General features: G+C 62.4%; 18 protein-coding genes. 7 read left to right on the top strand and 11 right to left on the bottom strand.

The features are described 5' to 3' along the window. Positions 1–2: 2 nt before the first annotated feature. Positions 3–1,352 carry a type I glutamate--ammonia ligase gene (gene glnA, locus F4X08_02310; GenBank protein ID MYD24628.1) on the bottom strand — a complete coding sequence of 450 codons (1,350 nt, stop codon included), beginning with the start codon at positions 1,350–1,352 and terminating at the stop codon, positions 3–5. 401 nt (positions 1,353–1,753) lie between these two features. Between glnA and F4X08_02305 the strand changes: the two genes are divergently transcribed. The 6 genes from F4X08_02305 (at position 1,754) to F4X08_02280 (ending at position 8,468) form a co-directional block, all read left to right on the top strand. Next, the gene (locus F4X08_02305; protein MYD24627.1) at positions 1,754–2,707 is read left to right on the top strand and encodes an ornithine cyclodeaminase family protein; all 954 of its coding nucleotides are present in this window, start codon (positions 1,754–1,756) and stop codon (positions 2,705–2,707) included. Continuing rightward, on the top strand, positions 2,704–3,726 hold the full coding sequence (locus F4X08_02300; GenBank protein MYD24626.1) for a glycosyltransferase family 9 protein: 1,023 nt from the start codon (positions 2,704–2,706) through the stop codon (positions 3,724–3,726). The genes F4X08_02305 and F4X08_02300 overlap by 4 nt, the downstream gene beginning before the upstream one ends. A gap of 678 nt (positions 3,727–4,404) precedes the next feature. Then, positions 4,405–5,109: an ABC transporter ATP-binding protein gene (locus F4X08_02295; GenBank protein MYD24625.1), complete on the top strand. Its 705-nt coding sequence runs from the start codon at positions 4,405–4,407 to the stop codon at positions 5,107–5,109. Between the two features lie 9 nt (positions 5,110–5,118). Then, positions 5,119–6,528, top strand: coding sequence for an ABC transporter permease subunit (locus F4X08_02290; protein MYD24624.1), 1,410 nt, complete (start codon positions 5,119–5,121; stop codon positions 6,526–6,528). Between the two features lie 2 nt (positions 6,529–6,530). Then, positions 6,531–7,979: a DUF3526 domain-containing protein gene (locus tag F4X08_02285; protein ID MYD24623.1), complete on the top strand. Its 1,449-nt coding sequence runs from the start codon at positions 6,531–6,533 to the stop codon at positions 7,977–7,979. Between the two features lie 102 nt (positions 7,980–8,081). Further along, positions 8,082–8,468, top strand: a complete 387-nt coding sequence (locus F4X08_02280; protein ID MYD24622.1) for a MerC domain-containing protein — start codon at positions 8,082–8,084, stop codon at positions 8,466–8,468. A 161-nt stretch (positions 8,469–8,629) separates the two neighbouring features. On the opposite strand, the gene F4X08_02275 is transcribed toward F4X08_02280, so the two are convergent. The 7 genes from F4X08_02275 to F4X08_02245 form a co-directional block, all read right to left on the bottom strand. Further along, the gene (locus tag F4X08_02275; GenBank protein MYD24621.1) at positions 8,630–9,232 is read right to left on the bottom strand and encodes a hypothetical protein; all 603 of its coding nucleotides are present in this window, start codon (positions 9,230–9,232) and stop codon (positions 8,630–8,632) included. After that, positions 9,229–10,230: a site-specific DNA-methyltransferase gene (locus tag F4X08_02270; protein MYD24620.1), complete on the bottom strand. Its 1,002-nt coding sequence runs from the start codon at positions 10,228–10,230 to the stop codon at positions 9,229–9,231. The genes F4X08_02275 and F4X08_02270 overlap by 4 nt, the downstream gene beginning before the upstream one ends. 114 nt (positions 10,231–10,344) lie before the next feature. Beyond that, positions 10,345–11,442: a hypothetical protein gene (locus tag F4X08_02265; GenBank protein MYD24619.1), complete on the bottom strand. Its 1,098-nt coding sequence runs from the start codon at positions 11,440–11,442 to the stop codon at positions 10,345–10,347. Between the two features lie 3 nt (positions 11,443–11,445). Then, a complete protein-coding gene (locus tag F4X08_02260) occupies positions 11,446–12,771 on the bottom strand; it encodes a sulfatase (protein ID MYD24618.1) in 1,326 nt (441 codons plus the stop codon). Between the two features lie 36 nt (positions 12,772–12,807). Then, complete coding sequence (gene argS / locus F4X08_02255; GenBank protein ID MYD24617.1) at positions 12,808–14,577, bottom strand: arginine--tRNA ligase; 1,770 nt, start codon at positions 14,575–14,577, stop codon at positions 12,808–12,810. 10 nt (positions 14,578–14,587) lie between these two features. Then, the gene (locus F4X08_02250) at positions 14,588–15,016 is read right to left on the bottom strand and encodes a YjbQ family protein (GenBank protein ID MYD24616.1); all 429 of its coding nucleotides are present in this window, start codon (positions 15,014–15,016) and stop codon (positions 14,588–14,590) included. Next, the gene (locus F4X08_02245; GenBank protein MYD24615.1) at positions 15,016–16,959 is read right to left on the bottom strand and encodes a S9 family peptidase; all 1,944 of its coding nucleotides are present in this window, start codon (positions 16,957–16,959) and stop codon (positions 15,016–15,018) included. Before F4X08_02245 ends, F4X08_02250 begins: the two co-directional genes overlap by 1 nt. A 143-nt stretch (positions 16,960–17,102) precedes the next feature. Here F4X08_02245 and F4X08_02240 point away from each other — a divergent pair, with 143 nt between their 5' ends. Continuing rightward, complete coding sequence (locus tag F4X08_02240) at positions 17,103–18,836, top strand: proline--tRNA ligase (protein ID MYD24614.1); 1,734 nt, start codon at positions 17,103–17,105, stop codon at positions 18,834–18,836. Between the two features lie 22 nt (positions 18,837–18,858). Here the strand turns inward: F4X08_02240 and F4X08_02235 are convergent, their stop codons facing one another. Genes F4X08_02235 through accC form a run of 3 tightly spaced genes read right to left on the bottom strand, consistent with a single transcriptional unit; the run spans position 18,859 to position 21,817 of the window. After that, positions 18,859–19,722: a TIM barrel protein gene (locus F4X08_02235; GenBank protein ID MYD24613.1), complete on the bottom strand. Its 864-nt coding sequence runs from the start codon at positions 19,720–19,722 to the stop codon at positions 18,859–18,861. 12 nt (positions 19,723–19,734) lie between these two features. After that, entirely contained in the window at positions 19,735–20,241 is a 507-nt protein-coding gene (locus F4X08_02230; protein ID MYD24612.1) for a hypothetical protein, read from the bottom strand. Positions 20,242–20,293: 52 nt separating this feature from the next. Further along, a complete protein-coding gene (gene accC, locus F4X08_02225) occupies positions 20,294–21,817 on the bottom strand; it encodes an acetyl-CoA carboxylase biotin carboxylase subunit (protein MYD24611.1) in 1,524 nt (507 codons plus the stop codon). Between the last annotated feature and the right edge of the window lie 2 nt (positions 21,818–21,819).

Raw genomic sequence — 21,819 nt, 5'->3', positions numbered from 1 at the left:
AGCTACAGCAGGGACATGTAGGTTTTCAGTTCGTAGTCGGTGACCTGCGACCGGTAGCGTTCCCACTCTTCCTGCTTGTTCTCGATCAGCTTGTCGAAGACCTCTTCGCCGAGACAATTCACCAGCAACTCGCTTCCTTCCGCCAGTTTGATCGCCTCGTTCAGGTCTTTGGGCAGGGACTGTATGCCCAGCTTCCGGCGTTCCTCCTGGGACATGCTGGACAGGTCGACCTCCGCCGGCGGGCCGAGTTCGTACCCGTTTTCGATGCCCGCCAGGCCCGCGGAGAGGATGACGGCAAAGGCCAGGTAGGGGTTGCATGATGGATCGGGGGCGCGGTATTCCACGCGCATGGCTTCGTGTTTCGAGGGGTTGTAGGTAGGCAACCGGATCATGTCCGCCCGGTTGTGCAACGCCCACGAAACGAAGAGCGGCGCCTCGTAGCCGGCGATGAGCCTCTTGTACGAGTTCACCCACTGATTCGTGACCAGCATGGTCTCGGGAGCGTGGCGCATCAGCCCGGCGACGAAGGACCGGCCCGTATCCGACAGGTGGTACTCCATGCCTTCGTCGAAAAAGGCGTTTTGGTCGCCGCGGAAAAGCGAAAGGTGTATGTGCATCCCGCTTCCGTTGTGACCGGCGTGGGGCTTGGGCATGAAGGTGGCGTACACGTTGTGCCGGAGGGCCACTTCCTTCACCACGAGGCGGTAGGCCATCGTATAGTCCGCCATGGTCATGGCGTCGGTATACCGCAGGGAGATCTCGCTCTGGCTGGGACCGCCCTCGTGGTGGCTGAACTCGACGCCGATACCGATCTCTTCGAGGGCCATCACGGTGTCGCGCCGCAGGTCCGTCGCCCAGTCCAGGGGCGTCAAGTCGAAGTAACCGCCCTGGTCGAGGGGCTGGGGCGGGCCTTCGCTGGACTTCAGGTAGTAGTATTCCAGTTCGGGCTGGACGTAGAAGGTGAACCCGTGCTCGGCCGCGCGATGGAGGCTCCTTCTCAGGATCTGGCGGGGGTCGCCCTCGTAGGGCTTGGCGCCGTCGGGTTCGAGGATATCGCAGAACATGCTGCCCACGGCGCTCTTCCGGGCGTCAGGGCGCCACGGCAGGATCTGGAACGTGCTGGGATCCGGCATGGCGATCATGTCCTCCTCGCTGTGCCGGATGAATCCCTCGATGGACGAGCCGTCGAAGACTTCGCCGTCCTCCAGGGCGTCTTCCAGTTCCTCCACGGTGATGGAAAAACTCTTCAGAAAACCCAGAATATCCGTAAACCACAACTGGATGATCTTGACGTTGTGTTCCTGGGCCGTGTGGAGGACGTAATCCTTCGCCGCATCCGATGTGTCGTTCATGCCTTACCTGCAGGGGGTTCCACCATGGCTACTTGGACGGCTTAACCTTGCGCTTTCTCTTCATGTCGCGGATCGCGGCCTTGCGCCTCTGTTCCTTGCGAAACCGCTGTCTCCGGAGTTCTTTCTGGCGTTCGCGCATACCTGCTCCTGGTGCGTGTCCGGCGCCTTGCCCCGGACGGTTGCTTTGGGCTCCCGGCGACCCGGATCGAGGCGTTCGGCGGCGAGCCTTGACTGCACAGATTCGATCAGATTGTCATTGATTGCAGCTTCAAGGACGATTATACAATCTAATCCGGGCAGCCTGTCCGGGCAATCAGTTTCTCGGTCGTTCAACACCCCGGTATTCCGTCTTCCGATTGGAGTCTCGTGTGAGCCAGGTACGTCTTCTGTCGAGATCGGATATGGCTTCCGTCCTCACCATGCCGGATGTCATCGAAGCCGTGGAAGAGGGGTTTCGGTCCGCGGGGGAGAAAGACGACGTTCCCGTCCGCCTGCCCGTCCACGTAGCGGACCGGCCCTCCGTCGCGCTCTTCATGCCGGCCTACCTCGCCGGCTCGAACACGCTGGGCGCCAAGGTCGTTTCCGCGTTCCACGACAATCCTGCCAGGGGCCTTCCGATGATCACGGGATTCTACGTGCTGTGCGACGCGGAGACCGGCCGGCTCATCGCCCTGATGGACGCCACTTTTCTCACCGGAATACGTACGGCGGCCGCGTCCGCAGTGGCCACGAAGTACCTGGCGCGCAAGGATTCAAGGGTACTGGGCATCATCGGGACGGGCGTCCAGGGCCGGTTCCACGTGGACGCGATCACGGCGGTCCGCCCCATAGAACGGATCGTCGTGTACAACCGGACGCCCGAGCGGGGACGCGGCCTCGCGGATGACCTCGCATCCCGGGGGATGTCCTGCCGCCTGGCGGAAACCGCCGCCGATTGCGCGGCCGAAGCGGACGTGCTGGCGGTCTGCACGTCCAGCAAGTCGCCCCTCTTCGACGGCGGCCTGATTCGTCCCGGCAGCCACGTGAACGCCGTGGGCGTCTTTACCGCCGACTCGCAGGAACTGGACTCCGGGTTGATCCAACGGGCCCGCGTTTTCGTCGATACGTACGAAGGCGCTTTCGAGGAAGCGGGCGACATCATCGTTCCCCTGCGGGCGGGCGACATCTCCAGGGGCCACATCCGCGCCGAACTGACCGAACTGGTGACCGGCAAGAAGGAAGGACGAACCAGTGACGGGGAGATTACCGTGTTCAAATCCGTGGGTTACGCCATGGAAGACGCGGTCACCGCGCGGCTGGCTTATGAACGGGCGGCGGATTCGGGGGTCGGCGCCACCTTCGACCTGGAAGCATGAAGCGCCTGCTGATCATCCGATCGGGCGCGGTCGGTGACCTGATCCTTACGCTCCCCGTACTCTCCGCGTTGAAGAAGCGCTATGGCGGCCTGTCCATCGACATGATGGGCGATCCGGTCCGGCTGTCGCTGTTGAAGCACAGCGGGTTCGTGGACGATGTGCTATCGGTGGACGACCGGAAATTCACCCCTCTGTTCGCGCCGGGCGGGCCACCCTCGGTCTCCGGCCTACCCTCGGACTCTGTTTCGCGGGACCTTCGGCTATACGATGCGATGCTTTCCTATCTGCCCGATCCCGACGGTGTGTTCGTGGAGAACCTCCGAAGGATTGCGTCCGGCCCGGTGTTCACAGGACAGTCCCGGCCTCCCGACGGACGAAGATTCCACATGACCCGCGTGCTGCTGGATGCACTGAAACCCCTGGGAATCGGCACTTCTATCGATCTGCCCCGGGTCGACGTTCCGTCAAGCGCCACCCCGGACGACGTGCGAGAGCTTGATACGGAACAAAGGCTGGTCGCCATCCATCCCGGCAGCGGCGGCGCGGAGAAATGCTGGCCGGTGGAAAACTACGGGGCACTGATCGACCAGTTGACCGGATCGGGATTCAGGCCGATGCTCACCTTCGGGCCGGCGGATCACATGGTCCGACGTCGCCTGCTGCCCTGGATCGAATCCCGCGATGTCCTGGTCATCGAGGACCGATCCCTCGTAGAAGTAGCCGCCCTGTATGCCCGGTGTCGGGCGATGATCGGCAACGATACGGGCATGACCCACCTGGCTGCGGCTGCGGGCACGCCGGTCATCGCGCTGTTCGGACCGACTGACCCGGCCGTCTGGGGTCCCCGGGGGAAGGACTTACGCGTACTGTGGGGGACCGATGTGTTCGATGGAGACGTGGACGGTATAAAATGGAAGGCACCGTTCCGCCCGAGAAGCCTGGACGACATCGATGCGATGGCGCCCTTTCAATTCCTGTCGGGTTTCTGCACAGCCGCCGGCGGCGCGGAACATAAATAGATTCAAGAGATCGGTGTTGTTTCGTGTAAATACGTTGAGGTTACTCCAGAACCGATGAAATGTTGAAGGCACTTGACACGACTTCAAGGGCGTACTATGTTCGCCGACATGCGACCGGATTGGTTGAAGCTAAAGTGTTGGACCGCGGTTTTTGCTGTCGCCCTCTTCGTGCTCTCGGCGACGCCCCATGACCACGACCACGACGAAGAATGCGTAAACGGCACCTGTGTTCCCTGTCATGTCCAGGGACTGCCGATCCTCGATTCCATCGATCGCTCCGGCGCGCACGACTTCCCTGATGCGCCGATACAACGTATCTCCGCAGCGTACTCCCATACGATTCCTCTTGATGCGGCGACCCGCGGACACGACTCCCGGGCACCACCTGCCTGAATACCCCATCCTTTCCGTATTTCACATAGTTCGTCCAGTTCCTGATGCCTGTTCGCAGGTTTTGCGCCGTCAAAATCTGTCCTGAGCATCGGTGGCTATGTATTCCTGGAAATAGAGATTCGAAGTCGCGCCGCCAGCGTGGCGAGGGATCAAGTATACTCCATGCAACCGGAGGGCAAACCTATGGAATCCGGTCCGGAATCCCGGATAGAGAACACGAGCGTAGTACAGACTGTCGATGAGTCTGAAACCCCGGCCGATTCGGCAGGCGCCGCGATGGCGCCCGTGCTGGAAGCCCGGTCGTTGTCCAAGCGTTATGACGAAGTAGAAGCTGTTGTCGGCCTGGACCTCCGTGTCGGCCCGTCGGAGATCTACTGCCTCCTGGGCCCGAACGGTGCCGGCAAGACGACGACGATTCACCTTTTTCTGGGGTTTCTGGAGCCGACGTCCGGAAGCGCTCACGTGATGGGCCTGGACGTCGCCGAGGAGCCGCTTAAATCCAAAACACACCTCGCCTACGTTCCCGAGCAGGTCATGCTCTATCGCAACCTGAGCGGCCTGGAAAACCTGGCCTATTTCGCCGCGCTGGGGGGGAAGGAATCCCTGTCCGCGGATCGCCTTACCGAGATCCTCGGAGAGGCGGGACTCCAGGCGGATGTGGTCCATTCCCGCGTATCCGCGTATTCCAAGGGTATGAGGCAGAAAGTCGGCATTGCGATCGCCATCGCCAAGGAGGCCGACGCCCTGCTCCTCGACGAACCGACGTCCGGCCTCGATCCCGAGGCTTCGAACGAGTTCTCCGAACTGCTGGAGCAGCTCAAGGACCGGGGCGTAGCGGTGCTCATGGCGACCCACGACCTCTTTCGCGCCAAGGAAACCGGAACGCGGGTCGGAATCATGCGGCATGGCCGCCTCGTCGCGGAGATGACCACCGACGAAATCGGCCACGCGGATCTCGAACGTATCTACCTCGAACACATGCACGATTAGGAGCCAACTATGATCAGGCATATCGTCCGAAAGGAATTCATGGACGTAGTGCGGGACGGCCGCTTCCGCTGGTGCGCCGCCCTGGTAGGCGCCCTGCTCCTGGTTTCGCTGGGAACGGGATGGGTCCAGGCGCGCAATGCGCAGAAGGAACTCGCCGCCGCACAGGCAACCGCCCGCGATCACTGGGAATCGCAGGGCGAGAAGAACCCCCACTCCGCGGCCCACTATGGTGTATACGCGTTCAAACCACGGCTGGCGCTGTCCTTCGTCGATGAAGGGGTGGATTCCTATACGGGATCGTCCGTGTTTTTGGAGGCCCACAGGCAGAACGACTTCCTGCTGCGCCCAGCACAGGACGCGACCCCCGCGCAGCGCATCGGCGCGTTGACGGCGGCGCAGGTCCTTCAGCACCTGGTACCGCTTCTTATCATCCTGTTGACCTTTGGGGCACTCGCCAGCGAGCGGGAGCGGGGCACGCTGCGGCAACTCCTCGCTACGGGCGTCGGACGCCTCGAACTCGCCATGGGCAAGGCCCTTGGCGCGACGGCCGCCCTGGCGGTGCTCCTGGTACCCGCGGCAGTCGTAGGCGCGGCGGCCATTGTCGTAGGAAGCCCCGGACCGGCGACGTCCCCGCTGGTACGCGGCGCTGTGCTTGCCGGGATTTACCTGGCCTATTTCGCCACGTTCATAGGGTTGTCCCTCGCCGTCTCTGCCCGGGCCCCTTCGGCGCGAGCCGCGCTGGTCGTCTTGCTGGCCATCTGGGTGGTGAACGGGCTCGTGGCGCCCCGCGTCGCGGTGGATCTCTCGAAATGGCTGTACCCGACACCTTCGGCGATCGAGTTCGCCCACACCCTTGAACAGGAGATGGCCGATGGCGTGGAGGGCATTGACCGTCCAGACCGGGCCGTCGTGACGCAAAACCTGCTAGCCCAGTACGGGGTGGAGCGGACCGAAGACCTCCCGATCAATGCGATAGGCGTCTTCCTGCAGGAAAGCGAGGTATTCGGCGACCAGATCTTCGACCGCAATTACGGTGCATTATGGGAAACCTTCGAGCGCCAGGGATACGTACACGAAGCGCTTGCGGTGACGGCACCGCTGCTGGCGGTTCGGACGCTTTCCATGGGCCTGGCCGGGACCGATGTCGAACAGCACCGCCACTTCGCCGCCGCCGCGGAGCAATACCGGAGGGATCTGGTGGAGCGCCTGAACGGCGAGTTGACCGAAAACTCCCGTACCGGTGAGGTCTACCTCGCCTCCGCCGATCTCTGGTCGCAGATGCCGCCCTTCCGGTACGACGCGCCGGCAGTGTCGTGGGTCCTGAAGAACCGGGCCCTTTCGCTCCTGATGCTCGGACTGTGGCTGGCCGGTGCGTTTGTGGTCGCCACATACGCCGTTCGCCGCGCGGAGGTGGCCTGATCATGCAGACCAAGACCACAAAGACCATCCTGCTCAACGAGTGGCGGCTTCTCGCCGCCGACCGCACCCTGCGGATCGTCCTGCCCCTTTTCATCGTTCTCTTTACCTACGCGCTGGCCAACGGCATGGCCTGGGTCCGATTCCAGGAACACACGGTCCAGGTCGTACGGGAGGGGAATGTCCAACGGACTGAGGGGTTGGAACGCGAATTGGCCGCCATCAAAAACGGAGCCGAGCCGTCCTCCCCCTTCCGCGACCCCCGCAACGCCAACGTGATGGGTGGCCGCCGGGGCGCCCGGTCCGTCGCACTGGATCCCGGTCCCCTGACCGCCCTGGCGGTGGGGCAAAGCGACCTGCTGCCGTACTACTACGATGTCAGCATCTATACCAACGAAACCACGTTCCTGCAGAACGGCGAGGTGGAGAACCCGCTCAACCTCATGGTTGGACGATTCGACCTGGCCTTCGTCGCGATCTACCTGTTGCCCTTGCTTGTGCTGGCCATGGGTTTCAACGTGCTATCAGGGGAACGCGAACAGGGCACCCTTGCCCTTACGCTTTCCCAGCCCGTATCGGCGCGCCGGTTCGTGACCGCGAAGCTCGCCTTCCGCGCCATGCTGGTCCTGGCCGCGGCCATCGGGGTGTCTTTGATCGGAATACTGATCTCGGGAGGTTTCGGATCTACGGGGCCGCTCGGCAGGATACTTCTGTGGTGTGCGGCGCTGACGGTGTACGCGCTGTTCTGGTTCGCACTCACCGCCTGGGTAAACAGCCTCGGCCGGTCATCCTCCTGGAACGCCACGGTGCTGGTGGGGGCCTGGCTTGTCCTGGTGGTGGTGCTGCCAGCCGCCATCAACATCGCCGCGGGCCTGCTCCATCCGCTCCCGTCGCGGGTGGAGATGATTACTGCCCAGCGCGAAGCCTCAAACGACGCGGTGAACCGCCGCAGCGAACTGCTTGCCCGTTACCTCGAGGACCATCCCGAACTGACCGGTGGAGACGCGACCGATGAACCCAACCGGGCCGCGCTCGCCTGGGCCGCGACAGACGCAGTGAACCAGCGCCTGGAAGAGGTGTCTGAGCGACACAGGTTGGGACGTGACGAGCAGAATGACCTGATCCGCCGCTACCGGTTTCTCTCCCCCGCGCTCCTGGTCCAGGAGATGCTGATCGACGCGGCGGGAACGGGTGATTCGCGGTTTGCACGGTTTCAGGCTCAGGTGAGAGCGTACGCCGGTCAGTGGCAGTCGTTCTTCGTACCGGCAATCCTGGCCGGGGAGCAGATGTCGGCGGATGTGCTTCCCACGTTACCGGCTTTCAATTTCGTAGACGAGTCATTAGGCGACGTGGGTCAGCGCGCGACGGTACCGCTATCGGCACTGATCATACTGGTCGGGCTGGTAGGTGCGGGCGCCTGGGCCGGACTCGGCAAGGTCCGGGGCACTGGTTGAGCCGCCCCAGGATTTCCGTGGCGCCGGTTGAGCCGGCCTTCGGGTTTCCGTGGCGCCGGTTGAGCCGCCCCGGGTTTATCCCACAGGAGAATCAGATAAGAAATGAACCATCAGATCAATCGAGTAACCGTGGACAACATCGGCGTGTTCGTCTCGTCTGCATGTGCGATCCATTGCCTGGCCTTGCCGCTGGTGGTGACGTTCCTGCCGCTCGTGGGTCTCGGATTCCTGGCCGGAGAACCCGCTGAGTACGCCATAATCGGCGCGGTATTGCTCGCAGCCGGGAGCGTGGTTTCGGGCGTGAGGCACCACAGGAGATGGAGGGCGTTTCTCACCCTCGTTTTGGCCGTGGCAGTGATCGTTACGGGTTTCCTGGCGGCCGAAGGGAACTTCGAAGTAGTCCTACACGTAGCCGGAGGCGTCCTGCTCGCGACGACCCATCTCGTGAACCGGCACCTGTGCAGGACCTGTCCCGCGTCCGACTGTTGACAGGCATCTCATACGTCATTACATCGTCACGGCCGTCCGACGCTATCGGGCTGAATCGACGGTGTGGCGTTGACTCGGTATGTTTTTAGTGAACCGCACTTACACGACCACTACGGACCACAGCGTCCAAGCGGTAGCTTGTGGACCCTAGATGCTCAAACTCAAGGGGAAATGGCTTTGGGGTTCCTTAAGCAAACTTGTTCAACTAAAGTGTTGAAGAATCCATCGAATTGCTGCGATGTTCTCATGATTTTTGAACCCGCACTGAAGTCCACTTCCATTAACAAATAGTCTTCAACGGTTCCAGTAGTCCAGGATGGAGGTTGTCGACCGGATAGGGAACTTGCGCGCTTTCTAAATAGCTCGCACCATGTCGAATCGTGCTTTGCAGAATAGTTGTCTTCCGCAATGTTGAAAATCATGACATAACCGATCACAATCTCTGGTGAATAAAGCTGCGCGTTTGTGACTTCTCCTATCATATCATCGATCCGGTTGGGTACTGTACCAGGGAGGTTACGCAAGATTGACTTTAACGAGATACCCAATCGATACTTACCTTCGTATTGCCATGCTACATCCCATTTTTTCTCACGGCCTCCACCGGGTATCGTGGCTTCTTTCTCGACATCCTTCAGTCCGCGTCGATCTACTTCCTGCACGCAGAAATCTGCCAACAAATCAAGTCGCGCGGTCGAGGTTGCACTCTCTTCCGTTACAGCGATGCGGTACAGATCGTCAACAGCCTCTTGAGCGGTAATCAAGCACTAATCTCCTTTCCAACTACAGACGTTCCCCTTCTGGTTTCGATCTTACCAGTTTGTACTTCAATTTCTCTTAGCAGGCTGGTAGTCTTTCCATCAAACCGATCTAGTGCTTTCCTGTAGTAGACGGGGTCGACTTCGATGCCTATGCTGTTACGGCCACATTTGGCGGCAGCGATCTGGGTCGAAGCTATCCCGGTAAAGGGGTCAAATACTGTGTCTCCTACAAAACTGAACATCCTGATCAGACGATCGGCTAAGGCGATTGGAAAAGGGGCGGGATGGTCCCGGGTCGATGCACCACCAATATCTGCCCAGATCTGACGGAAGTGTGTCTTGAAATCCTCCTCGGACAGCAGACTCAACGTCCTCGCAGCGATGCTCGGTTTACGATAACCACCAGGCTTACGCTGCATCAATATGAACTCGATGTCGTTTTTAATCACGGCATTGGGCTCGTAAGGTTTGCCCAAGAAACCGCCTGTCCCCCGCTCCACTTCATGTGCGACATTTGCAATCTTGTGCCAGATAATCGGAGCAAGATTGTCAAAGCCGATTTTCCTACACCTGTCCTGAATGGCAGCGTGCAAAGGAACTACGGTATGGCGGCCATCGTTCTTACGACGTGAAAGACAGACGTCACCTACAACGCAAATGAGCCGCCCCCCATGTACAAGTGCGCGATGGCATACGTTCCACACTTCATCAAGTTGTTCTAAGAATTCTTCATAGTGTGTGATCCACCCCAACTGACCTTCAGAACGACGGTATGGTTTTAATGTCCAATACGGTGGCGACGTAAGTACAAGGTGGACTGATTCATCTGGCAAGACTACGCGTCGAGCATCTCCGATCAGAATTTTATGGTGAGTTGGAATCTGTTCCACTGCGGCCGCAATTATGGACATGCTGGACGGGTCTTTTGCGATCCGTGGTAAATCGCGCGAAGGATCCTTAAGAGACCTGAATTGCTCGGGTACGAAGGTTGCAAGCGACATATTTGAGTTTATCCGGCCTGAATCCAAGGGGCATACACGATAACGACAGAAACTACCTGTGATATTCAGTAGGAAATTACCCCTTTTTTCTAGACGACACAAACAAATCAGGTACTACGTTTTCATTTCGTATTGATCCATCTTCCTGAACGACCAGACGGCTTTTCCCGTCCTGTCCAGGGTAAGGCGGCACGCGGGGCCAAAGGTGTGGGTCGTGGTGACGGAGACCGGCTGCGTCTCCATGGAGAATTCGGTGATGCCGAGACCGTCGCCGAAGGTACTGGTTGCCGCGGACCCGGTGCGGTCGGCGCCTGCCGCGGACCCGGCATGTTCGGCGCCTGCCCCGGCAGGGCCGCCGGCACGGGTTGACCATTCCACCACGATGTCGAGGTCCGGTCCGCGGAAGGATGCTCGTTTCGCGATCCCGGTAGGCCCCGTACCGGACTGATCTACCATCATGTCCGCCGCGATGCGGACCTCCGACCCCGGCCCCGTACCGGCGACAACGTCCGCGCCCGGTTCCAACCCCGCGCCATCGTCCGCGCCCGGTTCCGTTGGGCTGTCAATCTGCGTTGCAGCGTATCCGTACACCCCCAGCTCAGCCTCGAGCAGGTCCGCCTCATCGGGCGGAAGCGTCACGGTCACCGACGTGATGTCCCGGAACACCCGGCCAGGCAGGTCGTCGCCGATGGCGGAACGGTAACGGGTCAGGAACCCGCTTCTGGCAATGCCGGCCGTCCCCGCGCCAGGCTTTTTCGGAGGAAGGTCCGGCGCCCAGCGGTTCAGGAAGCCGGGATCGTATTCCATCACCCAGGAAATCAACCGGGCATCGTCCTTTCGAGGTATATCGACCGTCCAGAACCACGGGATGTCCTGGTCCCGGTACCTTCTCTTCCGCTTGAACCGCGTGATATCCCTTTTCATTGCCCTTTCCAGGCGGCCGGCGAGATCCTCTGACCCGCCCTCCTGCTCTATACCGAAAGCGATGGCGTCGCGGGGCGCCCAGGAGGTGCGGGCCGGATCCATGAACTCGAAATAGGTCTCGCGGCCGTAGTAGTAGCGGCCGGTCCACGACATGTCCGTGGCCTGGTCGTGAGTCGTCCGCTCTTCGGAACAGGCGAAGTGCTCGTTCAGAAACCCGGACGCGCCGATGGAACGGTAAGTCTCCGCGTCCAGGAAGATGAGCAGGTGGTTCAGATAGACTGGTTGCATGGCTCAGACAGGATACTGGGGGTCATCGGCCGCCGACAGATCGGCCGGACTGTTCAACACGCCCCCGGGATCCGGAGGCACGACCTCGTGATCGACCAGGGGATCGCCCGTGGAAACCATCCAGCGGTCCAATCGGGCGCGCATGTCGCGCAACACGTCCGCGGATTCGGGCCGGCCGACCAGGTTGTTAGTCTCGTTTGGATCGAACACGGTATCGTACAGCCGTTCACGAGACACGGCCCGACCGCGCCAACCCTGCTCGATCAGGGTCGTTTTCGTGATCGATGCGTCGCAGTTGGTCATGACGGGAAGTTCGCGGTCTCCGTATCGCCGGATGTATTTCCAGCGTTGTGTCCGCACGGCCCGCTGGGGCTCGTAGGCCGCGTGGTAGTTCACCTCGGCGAAGACTTCTTCCCGGATCTCCGTGGCTTCACCTCGGACGAGCGGGGCCATTGATACGCCCTGCAGCCAGTCCGGCCGAGCCGACCGCTCGATCCCGACCAACGCGCAGATAGTAGGTAACAGGTCAATCTGGCTAACCATGCCATCGATGACTTTGCCGCCGCTGTATCCCGCGGGCCCGCGCAGGATGAGCATGACGCCCATGCCGTGGTCGGTGAGGTGGCATTTCATCATGGGGAAGGCGATGCCGTGATCGGTGGTGCAGATGACCAGGGTGTCATCCCTCCGCCCGCACCGGTCGATGGCCTCCAACACGCGCCCCATCTTCCGATCGAGCGTGCGTGCGGCATCGATAAACAGGCCCATGTCCCGGCGAAGCTCCGGCGTATCGGGGAACGGTGCCGGCGGGCGCACGAAACGGGGATCGGCCGGCGGTTCCCCATCGGGTTGTGGCGCGAAGCCCGCGCCTCTGCGATGGGTTTCGCCGAAGCCCACGTCCAGAAAGAACGGGCGGTCATGAGGTTCGGACAGGAAGGAGGCGGCGAGTTCCTCGGCGGGGGCCTTGTCGTCACCGGCCTCCCTCGGCAGTATGCGGGACCACCCGGCGTCATCCAGGTTCTTCACCACGTGCTGGAATCCGGCCATCACCGTATCGTATCCCGCCTCGCGCAGCGTGTGCATGATGAGCCGCTCGGGATGGTGGATCGACCATCCCCGGTTGACCAGGCCGAACATGCCGCAGCTGTGGGCCCACTGTCCGGTGAGCAGGGCCGCCCGGCTCGGGGAACAGGTCGGATTCGCGCAGTAGGCCGACCTGAAAAGGACCCCGTCCTCCGCCAGTCGTTGCAGGGAGGGTGTGGGAATGGCGTGGCCGTAGGGTTGTATGTACCGGCCCGTATCGTGGGAATGGAGGTATACGATATTCACAGACTGACGATCCCTGAGTATGGTTTCTACCTGTTGCTACATGCGTCGCGGCACCTCAATGCCGAGCAGGTCCAGCACCCGCTCCAGCACGCGCAGCGTGACCCCCGACAGAGCGAGCCAGGAGGCCCGGCGGTCCGCATCTTCCTCGTTCAGGATGTGGTGGGTATGGTAGAACCGGTTATAGGCCGTGGCCAGCTGGAAGGCATACTCGCACAGGTGGTTCGGCGCCCGGGTTTCGAAGGCCAGGTCGACCACCGCGGGCAATTCGGACAACTTGAGGTCCAGGTCGCGTTCCGACTCGCTTCGGGGCGCCATGATCCCACCCGGCTGGAGGCCGCGTTCGCCGGCCCGCCTTAGCACCGACTTGATCCGGACGGCTGCGTAGAGGATGTAGGGCCCCGTGCGGCCCTCGAAGGATGAAAACCGGTCCAGGTCGAAGACGTAGTCCTTGGTACGGTGGTTCATCAGGTCGGCGTATTTCAGGGCGGCCACGCCCACGATGCGGGCGATTTGCTCCTTCTCGTCCTCGTCGTATTCGCGTACCGATTCGATGGTTTCGATGCGCGCCATGGCGTGGTCGGTCACCAGCCCGATCAGGTCCTTCAGCTTCATGATCCCGCCTTCGCGGGTCTTGAAGGGCTTCCCGTCCTTACCGTTCATGGTCCCGAAGCCGTTGTGTTCCAACCGCGTCGTCTCCGGCGCCACGCCCGTCTTGTAGGAAGCCTTGAATACCTGTCTGAAATGCTGCCGCTGGCGATTGTCGACTACGTAGAGGATGCAGTCGGGCCGGAACTCCTCGATGCGCTGGTCGATGGTCGCCAGGTCGGTCGTGCCGTACAGCACGGCGCCGTCGGTTTTCTGCAGCATCAGCGGAGGGATCGGTTCATTGTCTTCCGGGTCGTCGACTTCTATAACCAGGGCGCCCCGGCTTTCCCTGGCGTATCCCTCCGCCTTCAATCGCTCAATCAGGCCAAGAAGCCGGTCCTGGGTATCGCTCTCTCCGAGCCACAGGTCGAAATGGATATTCAACAGTTCGTAGCTTTGCTTGAGGTCGTCGACGGACACGTCACGGAAATGTTGCCACAGCGCGCGGTAACCCGGCCGGCCTGCCTGCAGATCCACCGTGGCCTGACGCGCGGCCTCGGCGAATTCCGGGTCGCTTTTTTCTCTTTCGCTGGCCTGGGGATACAACTCCTCCAGGTCACCTATGGTCACGGGGGGCTCTTCGGGATATGGCCCCGAATAACCAGCGTCGAAATAGGGCAGGCCGGGCTGGCGGTCCCGGAGGCCCTCGATGATGAGACCCATCTGCAGACCCCAGTCGCCCAGGTGCACGTCGCCGATCACATCGTGGCCCAGGAAGCGGCAGATCCGCACGATGCTCTCGCCGATGATGGCGGCCCGGAGATGGCCGACGTGGAGCGGTTTGGCCACGTTGGGGCCCCCGTAGTCTACGAGGATCCGGCCGGGCGTCCCGGTGATTTCGCAGCTCAGCTTGTCGTCCTCGTACACTTCCTGGACGTGAGCGGCGATGTAGTCATCCTGCAGCACGATGTTGATGAATCCCGGTCCGGCGAGAGAAAGGTCTTCGAACACGTCAGGCGACGAGATGGAATCGACCACGTTCTGTGCGATCTGGCGTGGGTTGGCCCGGTACTGTTTGGCCGCCGCAAGCGCCCCGTTGCACTGGAACTGGCACAGGTCCGGCCGGTCCGATACCCGCACTTCGCCATAGCTTCGATCATAGCCGGCCGATTCAAAGGCGTCGGCAAACAGGCCGGTCAGTTTATCCGCCAGGGTTCCCACGAAGATCCTTTCAGGCTGGACTGCCGTAAATGGTGACCACCAGCCGCCGCGCGCCGCCGCGGTCCCGGTGTTCGCAGAGATAGATGCCCTGCCAGACCCCCAGGTTCAGCCGGCCGGCGGTGACGGGAATGGAAACGCTGCTGCCCATCATCGAGGCCTTGATGTGCGCCGGCATGTCGTCCGGTCCCTCCTCGTCATGACGGTAGTACGGCTGGTGCTCGGGGACCAGGACGTTCATGTGGCGCTCGAAGTCGCCTCGGACGTCGGGCGCCGCGTTCTCGTTGACGGTGAGGGAAGCGGAGGTGTGGCAGATGAAGACGTGGGCGATGCCGACATCGATATCCGCCAGCGCGGGGACCTGGCCGGTGATCTCATCCGTCACCAGGTGGAAGCCCCGGAGCCTGGGGGTCAAGGTGATCTGCTTCTGTATCCACCGCATCAGAGTACGTACCGCTTCAGGAACCGTTCCACGTCGTCGTAGAAGGAAACGATGGTTTCCACTTTGCGCCAGCCGTGCCCCTCGCCTTCGTACAACCGGTAGATGTGGGGCACCTTGTTCCGCTTGAGGACCTCGACGATCGATTCGGCCTGGTCCGGGGGGACCACCTTGTCCTCGCTGCCCTGGAATATGGCGACCGGATCGCGGATCCTGTCCGCGTGGAATAGGGGCGACCAGGCCTGGTACCGGTCGCTGTGCTCGGGCAGCGTCCCCACCATCAGGTCCAGGTACTTCGCCTCGAACTTGTGGGTATCCGTGGCCAGGCCGAAGAGATTGGTCACGCCGTAGAGACACAGGCCGGCCCGGAAGACTCCGGGGTGATGGACCAGGGCGTTCAGTACGGTAAAACCTCCCGCGCTGCCGCCCTTGATGACGATGCGGTCCGGATCGGCGAGTTCACGATCCACGAGGGCAAGCGCGCCGCTGACGGCGTCTTCCGTGTCGTACTCGCCCCAGTGCTCGCGCAGGGCGGTCATGTAACTGCGCCCGTAACCCGTACTTCCGCGGTAGTTGACGTACAGGCAGGCATAGCCCCGGTTGGTGAAGAAAGGGATCTCGGCGGAATAGTCCGTCCGATGCTGGCCGGTCGGTCCCCCGTGGATGCTGACGATGGCCGGCGGCTTTCCGGACCCGGAGAACCGGCTGCTGGCGGGCGGATAGTAGAGTCCGTGCACCTCGCCCCCGCCCGGGTTCTTCCAGGTAATCGATTCGGGAACGGAGAGGTCCGCTTCGGGGATCATCTCCGACTGGCTGCGGCGATGCACCGTATGGCGATGCACCCTATGTTCGCTTTCGTCCAGGGTGACCACGCGTTCCGGAACGGTGGACGAAGAGGCGATACAGGCCACGGCATCCCGCGCCGGGGAGATGGCAATCTGCATCATCCAGGTGTACCGGGGCGTTTCGACCTTCGTCTTCCGGCCGGACGCCACGGAGACCTTCCACAGCGACGCGAAGCCCCTTTCGTTTGCGCGGTAGTAGAGGGTATCGCCGTCCGGCCCCCAGCCGTAGACCCGTACGCCCTGCACCCAGGCCGGGTCGGCCAGTGTGGCGTCCCCGGCCACGACGCGCTGCTCGCCCGTATCCAGGTTCAGCGCGACCAGGTTTTCCCACTCTCCTTCCGTAACGACGTAGGAAAGCCAACTCCCGTCCGGAGAGAAGGCGGGCTGGAATACCGGCGTATCCGTATCTCCTGTGATCAACCGCTCGTCTTCCAGCGCGCGGCGGGCGGAATCGATCCGGGCGGTCTTCAACCTCGTGCCGTCCCAGGGCATCTGCGGCTGGTCCCACTCGATCCAGGCGATCCGCTCGCCGTCGGGATGCCAGGCCGGCTGCATGTAGAAATCTGCGCCGCGCACCAGGTTCACCGGCCATCCGCTGCCTTCGCCGTCGACCAGGGCGATGACGTCTACCGATTCACAGGTGTGGACGTACAGCACCCACTTTCCATCCGGTGACACGGTGGGCGAAGCGGCCGCGCCAAAGGCGGGCGTGATCGGCCGGGCCGTTCCCGGTGCGAGGGACTGGCGGTACAGCCTGCCGTCCTTTTCGGCGAACACGACCCAGTCATCGGCCACGGTGAAATCACCGCCCCCGTAGCCCACGCCGCCCCGGACCGGATGGCCGTCCGTCAGGTCGTATGGCGCGTCGGTGCCGTTGCGGCAAACGAGCACACCGGTATCCGAACGCTGTTCCAGCCATACCAGGCCGGTTCCGTCGCCGTTCCACTGCACGTCGTAGAGCGGTGTCCGGGCACCCATCGTCTTCGCCGTAATGGCGCTTTTCCAGTAACCATTCGCGACGGGTATGCGGTCCGCCGTCGCGGGAACGCGGTCCGCCGCCTGACCGGTCATCACGGGTTTGTCCTTATCTCCAGGTTCCATGTTTACAGCTTGTAATCACCGCGCTTAAATCCTTTCTTGAATATACCCGCAGGCGGTTCGTAAGCAACCGTTTATGCATCGTCCGAAGGCATGTCCGAATCATCACCGCCCGGCTGGCCCGGGAACCGGTTACGGTGCTTTTCATGCGTCTCTCAAAGTTCTTCTATCAAACGCTGCGCGAGGCACAGGGCGAAGCGGAAACGCCCAGCCACCAGCTTCTCCTTCGCGCGGGTCTCGTCCGGCAGGTGGCTTCCGGCATCTTCGCCTACCTGCCCCTCGGCCTGCGGGTCAAGCGACGCATCGAAGAGATCGTTCGCGAAGAGATGGACGCCATCGGTGGCCAGGAGGTAGCGCTGCCCGTGGTGCAGCCGGCGGATCTCTGGCGGGAGAGCGGCCGGTGGCAGAAGATCGGGAGCGACATGGCCCGGCTGAAGGACCGGAACGGCCGCGATCTGTGCCTGGCGATGACTCACGAAGAGGTGGTGACGTCCCTGATACGCGACGTGATCAGAAGCTATCGTCAAATGCCCTGCCTGCTGTACCAGATCCAAACTAAGTTCAGAGATGAGCCGCGACCGCGAGCCGGGCTGATCCGCATGCGCGAGTTCACGATGAAGGACGGATACTCTTTTCACGTGGATGCCGGGGATCTGGACGACTGGTACGAGAAGGTCTTTCAGGCCTATACCAATATATTCAGGCGCTGCGGGCTCGATGCGGTGGCGGTGCGCAGCGACCCGGGGATGATGGGCGGATCGGACGCCCACGAGTTCATCGAGCCGGCGCCGTCCGGCGAAGACACGATCCTGTCCTGCGAAGCCTGCGGATACCGTGCAAACAGGCAGGTTGCACTATTCGGGAAAGACCGCCCGACCGCCGAGGAACGGCTGCCCCTCGAGGACATCCACACGCCGGGCACCGCTACGATCGACGATCTTGCCCGGTACCTGGACATCCCTGCGACGAAGACCGCCAAGGCCGTGTTCATGGTCGCCACCGTCGCGGACGAACAGGACGGGCCGGTGGAACGGTTCGTGTTTGCCGTGCTCAGGGGAGACATGGAACTCAGCGATACCAAGCTGGCCAATGCGGTCGGAGCGCTCCTGCTTCGGCCGGCCATGCCGGAGGAGATACGTGCCGTCGGCGCGGAACCCGGCTTCGGTTCCCCGCTCGGCATTGACCGGTACCGATCGCTCCTCGTCGTCGACGATCTGATCCCGGCCTGCTTCAACCTGGTCGCAGGAGCCAACCGGATCGATTATCACGTGCGCCATGTGAATTACGGACGGGACTACGAAGCCGATATCGTCGCGGACATCGCCGCGGCCGGCGACGGAGACGCCTGCCCCGCTTGCGGCGGCGGCCTCCGGGCCGACCAGGGCATCGAAGTCGGAAACATCTTCAAGCTCGGGGACAAGTACAGCAAGGCCATGAACGCGGGCTACCTGGACCAGGAGAATGTCTCCCGCCCCATCGTGATGGGCTGCTACGGGATCGGCATCGACCGCCTCATGGCGTCGATCGTGGAGCGCCACCACGACGACAACGGCATCTGCTGGCCCGCGGCCGCGGCACCATTCCAAGTGGTCGTCATCGACCTGTCCGGCGGCGATCCCCGCCTATCTGACGTGGCGGAATCGGTTTTCGAAACCCTGGTCTCGGAGGGACTCGAAGTGCTCTTCGACGACCGCGACGATCGCGCCGGAGTGAAGTTCAACGACGCGGATCTCATGGGCATTCCGGTGAGGCTGACCGTGGGCAGGCGCGGGGTAGTAAAAGGCGTTGTGGAACTCAAGATACGGCGGTCGGGCGAGATGAAGGATGTGCCGCTGGGGGACGGGCTGGTGCAAGCGGTGAAGGCGTCAATCGGGACGTAGACTCTTGTCCTTTGCGGTATCGTCAGACGATTTCCACCCCGGCTTCCGCCGCGATGCGCCGGACGTTCGCGACGGCCGTCGGGATCTTGTCCTCGGGCAAATGCTCCACCAGCATGTAGCCTTCCGGCTGAACCTCCTCCCACCGCCGCACGGCCGTGACCAGGTCGAGCACCCCGGCGCCGGGCACTTCCTCGTTCATGTGGAGGACGAAGCCGGGTTCCACGCAGAGGTCCTTGATGTGGGAGACCGTCGAGATCGGCCCCATGACGTCGAAGATGTGGTTCAGGCGCTTCGTGCTGTTGTAAGCCTGGTCCAGGGACTGAAAGTGGTTCACGAAATCCATGACCACGCGCAGTCGTTCGGACCCGACGGATTCGATCACCTGCCGGTTGATCTCGGGCGACCCCATGATCGTGAGCACGTGGGTCTCGATCACGACGGTCATCCCCTCCTCCTCCGCCTTGTCCGCGACCCGCGACAAGGTGTCGATCAGCACGTCAAGCCGTCCCGGTTCGTGGTTCTCGGGCGTGGGGTCGTAGGACCCCGCCGGGTTCAGGCTGCCGGTCCGGATCAATACGTTGTGGGCCATCAGTGCCCGGCCTGCTTCGATGCCGCGGCCTATGGTCGATACGACCCGGTCACGCACCGATCCGTCCTGGTCGAAGAGGCACTCGCGGTAGCCAATGCCGAACTGGGCCAGTTCCAGGCCCAGATCATCATAGAGCGCATTGACGCGGTTACAGTCCTCTGTCGTCAACGCGTCCAGGACCTCGCCGGAACCGTGGTAGCAGACCGAGGTAACGCCCAGATCCAGGCCCTTTTTTAACACCGCTGCCGTGACGGCCCGGGGGTCCCCCGGTACGAATCCCACGACACCCAGTCGCATTTAAACGCCCTTTCAGTCCCCGATGACCACCAGCACGTCGTTCTTGTCTACCGTGTCCCCTTCGCCGACCCGGATATCCTTGACCGTGCCGCCCGCATGGGCCCGCAGTTCGTTCTCCATCTTCATGGCTTCGATGACGACCACACCGTGGCCGGTCTCCACCGTATCGCCCACCGCAACGGAAATCGACACGACGCGGCCGGGCATGGTCGCCTTGATCTGTTCGCCCCCGGCGCGTCGGCGGGTCTTGACCTGGCCGCGCAACCGGGCCAGTTGTTCGTCTTCAACGGTGACCACGGACGATACGCCGTTGACCCTGACCTCCCGTTGCTCGCCCCAGGTCGCCGCGACCGCCGTATAGGACCTCCCTTCGATGAGCAGGGAATAGAACTGATCCCCCTGAATCGAGGCCATGTCGATTTCCACCGGGCGACCGTCGATTTCCAGCGCGACCCGTCCTTCCCGGTCATCCAGGCTGACGGTGTATGTCGTACCTTGTATCGTGACGAGATAGCTCAATGTGCACCCTTTCGCCGCCTCACGAACCGGTCAGCCCGCGGCGGGAAGGCCGTCATCGGCCCCGGCGCATGGCTTCGCGCCGGCCGGTCAGCTTCCACGGACTCTCTCCGGATCCAGGCGGTCCATCGGATCCATCCCCGCCGACCCCGGCCGGCACCGCCCGTCTCGCTTCCCGGTGCTTCATGATGGCGGCGAAGGCGGCGGCGATATGACGCTCATCGGCCCCGGCGTCTTCGTCAGGCCCCATAGTATCGACGAAAGAGGTGGAATAGTCGCCGGAAGTGAACCGGGGGTCCGACAGGGCCCGGAGGTGAAACGGAATGGTGGTCTTGATACCGCCGATATCGTATTCTCCCAGGGCTCTTTTCATGCGGGCGATCGCTTCTTCCCGCTTCTCTGCCCATACGATGAGCTTGGCGATCATGGGATCGTAATAGATCGGCACCTCGTATCCCACGCAGAAACCGCTGTCCAGCCGGACACCGGGGCCGCCCGGCTCGCTCAGGCGCGTAACCACGCCGACCGAAGGCATGAACTGCGCATTGGGATCTTCTGCGGAGATGCGGCATTCCAGTGCCGCGCCGAGCAGGCGCACGTCTTCCTGCCTGAAGGGTAGGGGCATGCCGGCGGCGATTTCGATCTGTCGCCGGACCAGGTCCTGCCCCGTTCTCAGTTCGGTGACTGGGTGCTCGACCTGAAGGCGGGTGTTCATCTCGAGGAAATAGAACTGACGGTCCTGGTCGACGATGAACTCCACGGTACCGGCGTTGGTGTACTGGACGGCTTCGGCGGCCCGTACGGCCGCTTCTCCCATGGCGTTCCGCAGCGTATCGTCGAGAATGCAGGAGGGCGATTCTTCGATGAGCTTCTGGTGGCGGCGCTGGATCGAACACTCCCGCTCGCCAAGATGCACCGCGTGCCCGTGCCGGTCGGCGAGGACCTGGAATTCCACGTGGCGGGGTTCCACCAGGTATTTCTCCAGGTAGACCGTGGCGTCGCCGAAGGCGGACTGGGCCTCGGACCGCGCGGTCCGGAGCGCGCCGGCCAGGTCGTCCGGGGATTCCACGACGCGCATGCCCTTGCCGCCGCCGCCCATGGCCGCCTTCACGAGAACCGGGTAGCCGATGGATTCCGCCGCGCCGAGGGCTTCCTCGTCGCTGTCGATCCCTTCTTCGGTCCCCGGTACGACGGGCACCCCGGCCTCGCGCATGGTCTTTCGTGCCGCCGTCTTGCTTCCCATGGTCCGCATGGCCTCGCCGGAAGGGCCGATGAACGTGATGCCGGCCTCCGCGCAGCGATCGGCGAACTCCCCGTTTTCGGAAAGAAACCCGTATCCCGGATGTACCGCGTCGGCGCCGGCCTTCTTAGCCGTCTCTATGATCCGGTCCACGCGAAGGTAACTGTCCGAGGAAGGCGCGTCGCCAATGCAGAAGGCCTCGTCGGCGAACTGGACGTGCAGGGCGGTGCGGTCCGCCTCGGAGAAGACGGCCGTCGATTCGATGCCCATTTCCCGGCACGTGCGGATCACCCGGACGGCGATCTCTCCGCGGTTGGCGATCAGGATTTTTCGGATCATGT

It is taken from the genome of Gemmatimonadota bacterium (genome assembly GCA_009841265.1).
Lineage (GTDB): Bacteria > JAAXHH01 > JAAXHH01 > JAAXHH01 > JAAXHH01 > JAAXHH01.
This window is presented reverse-complemented; position numbering and strand designations above follow the sequence as displayed.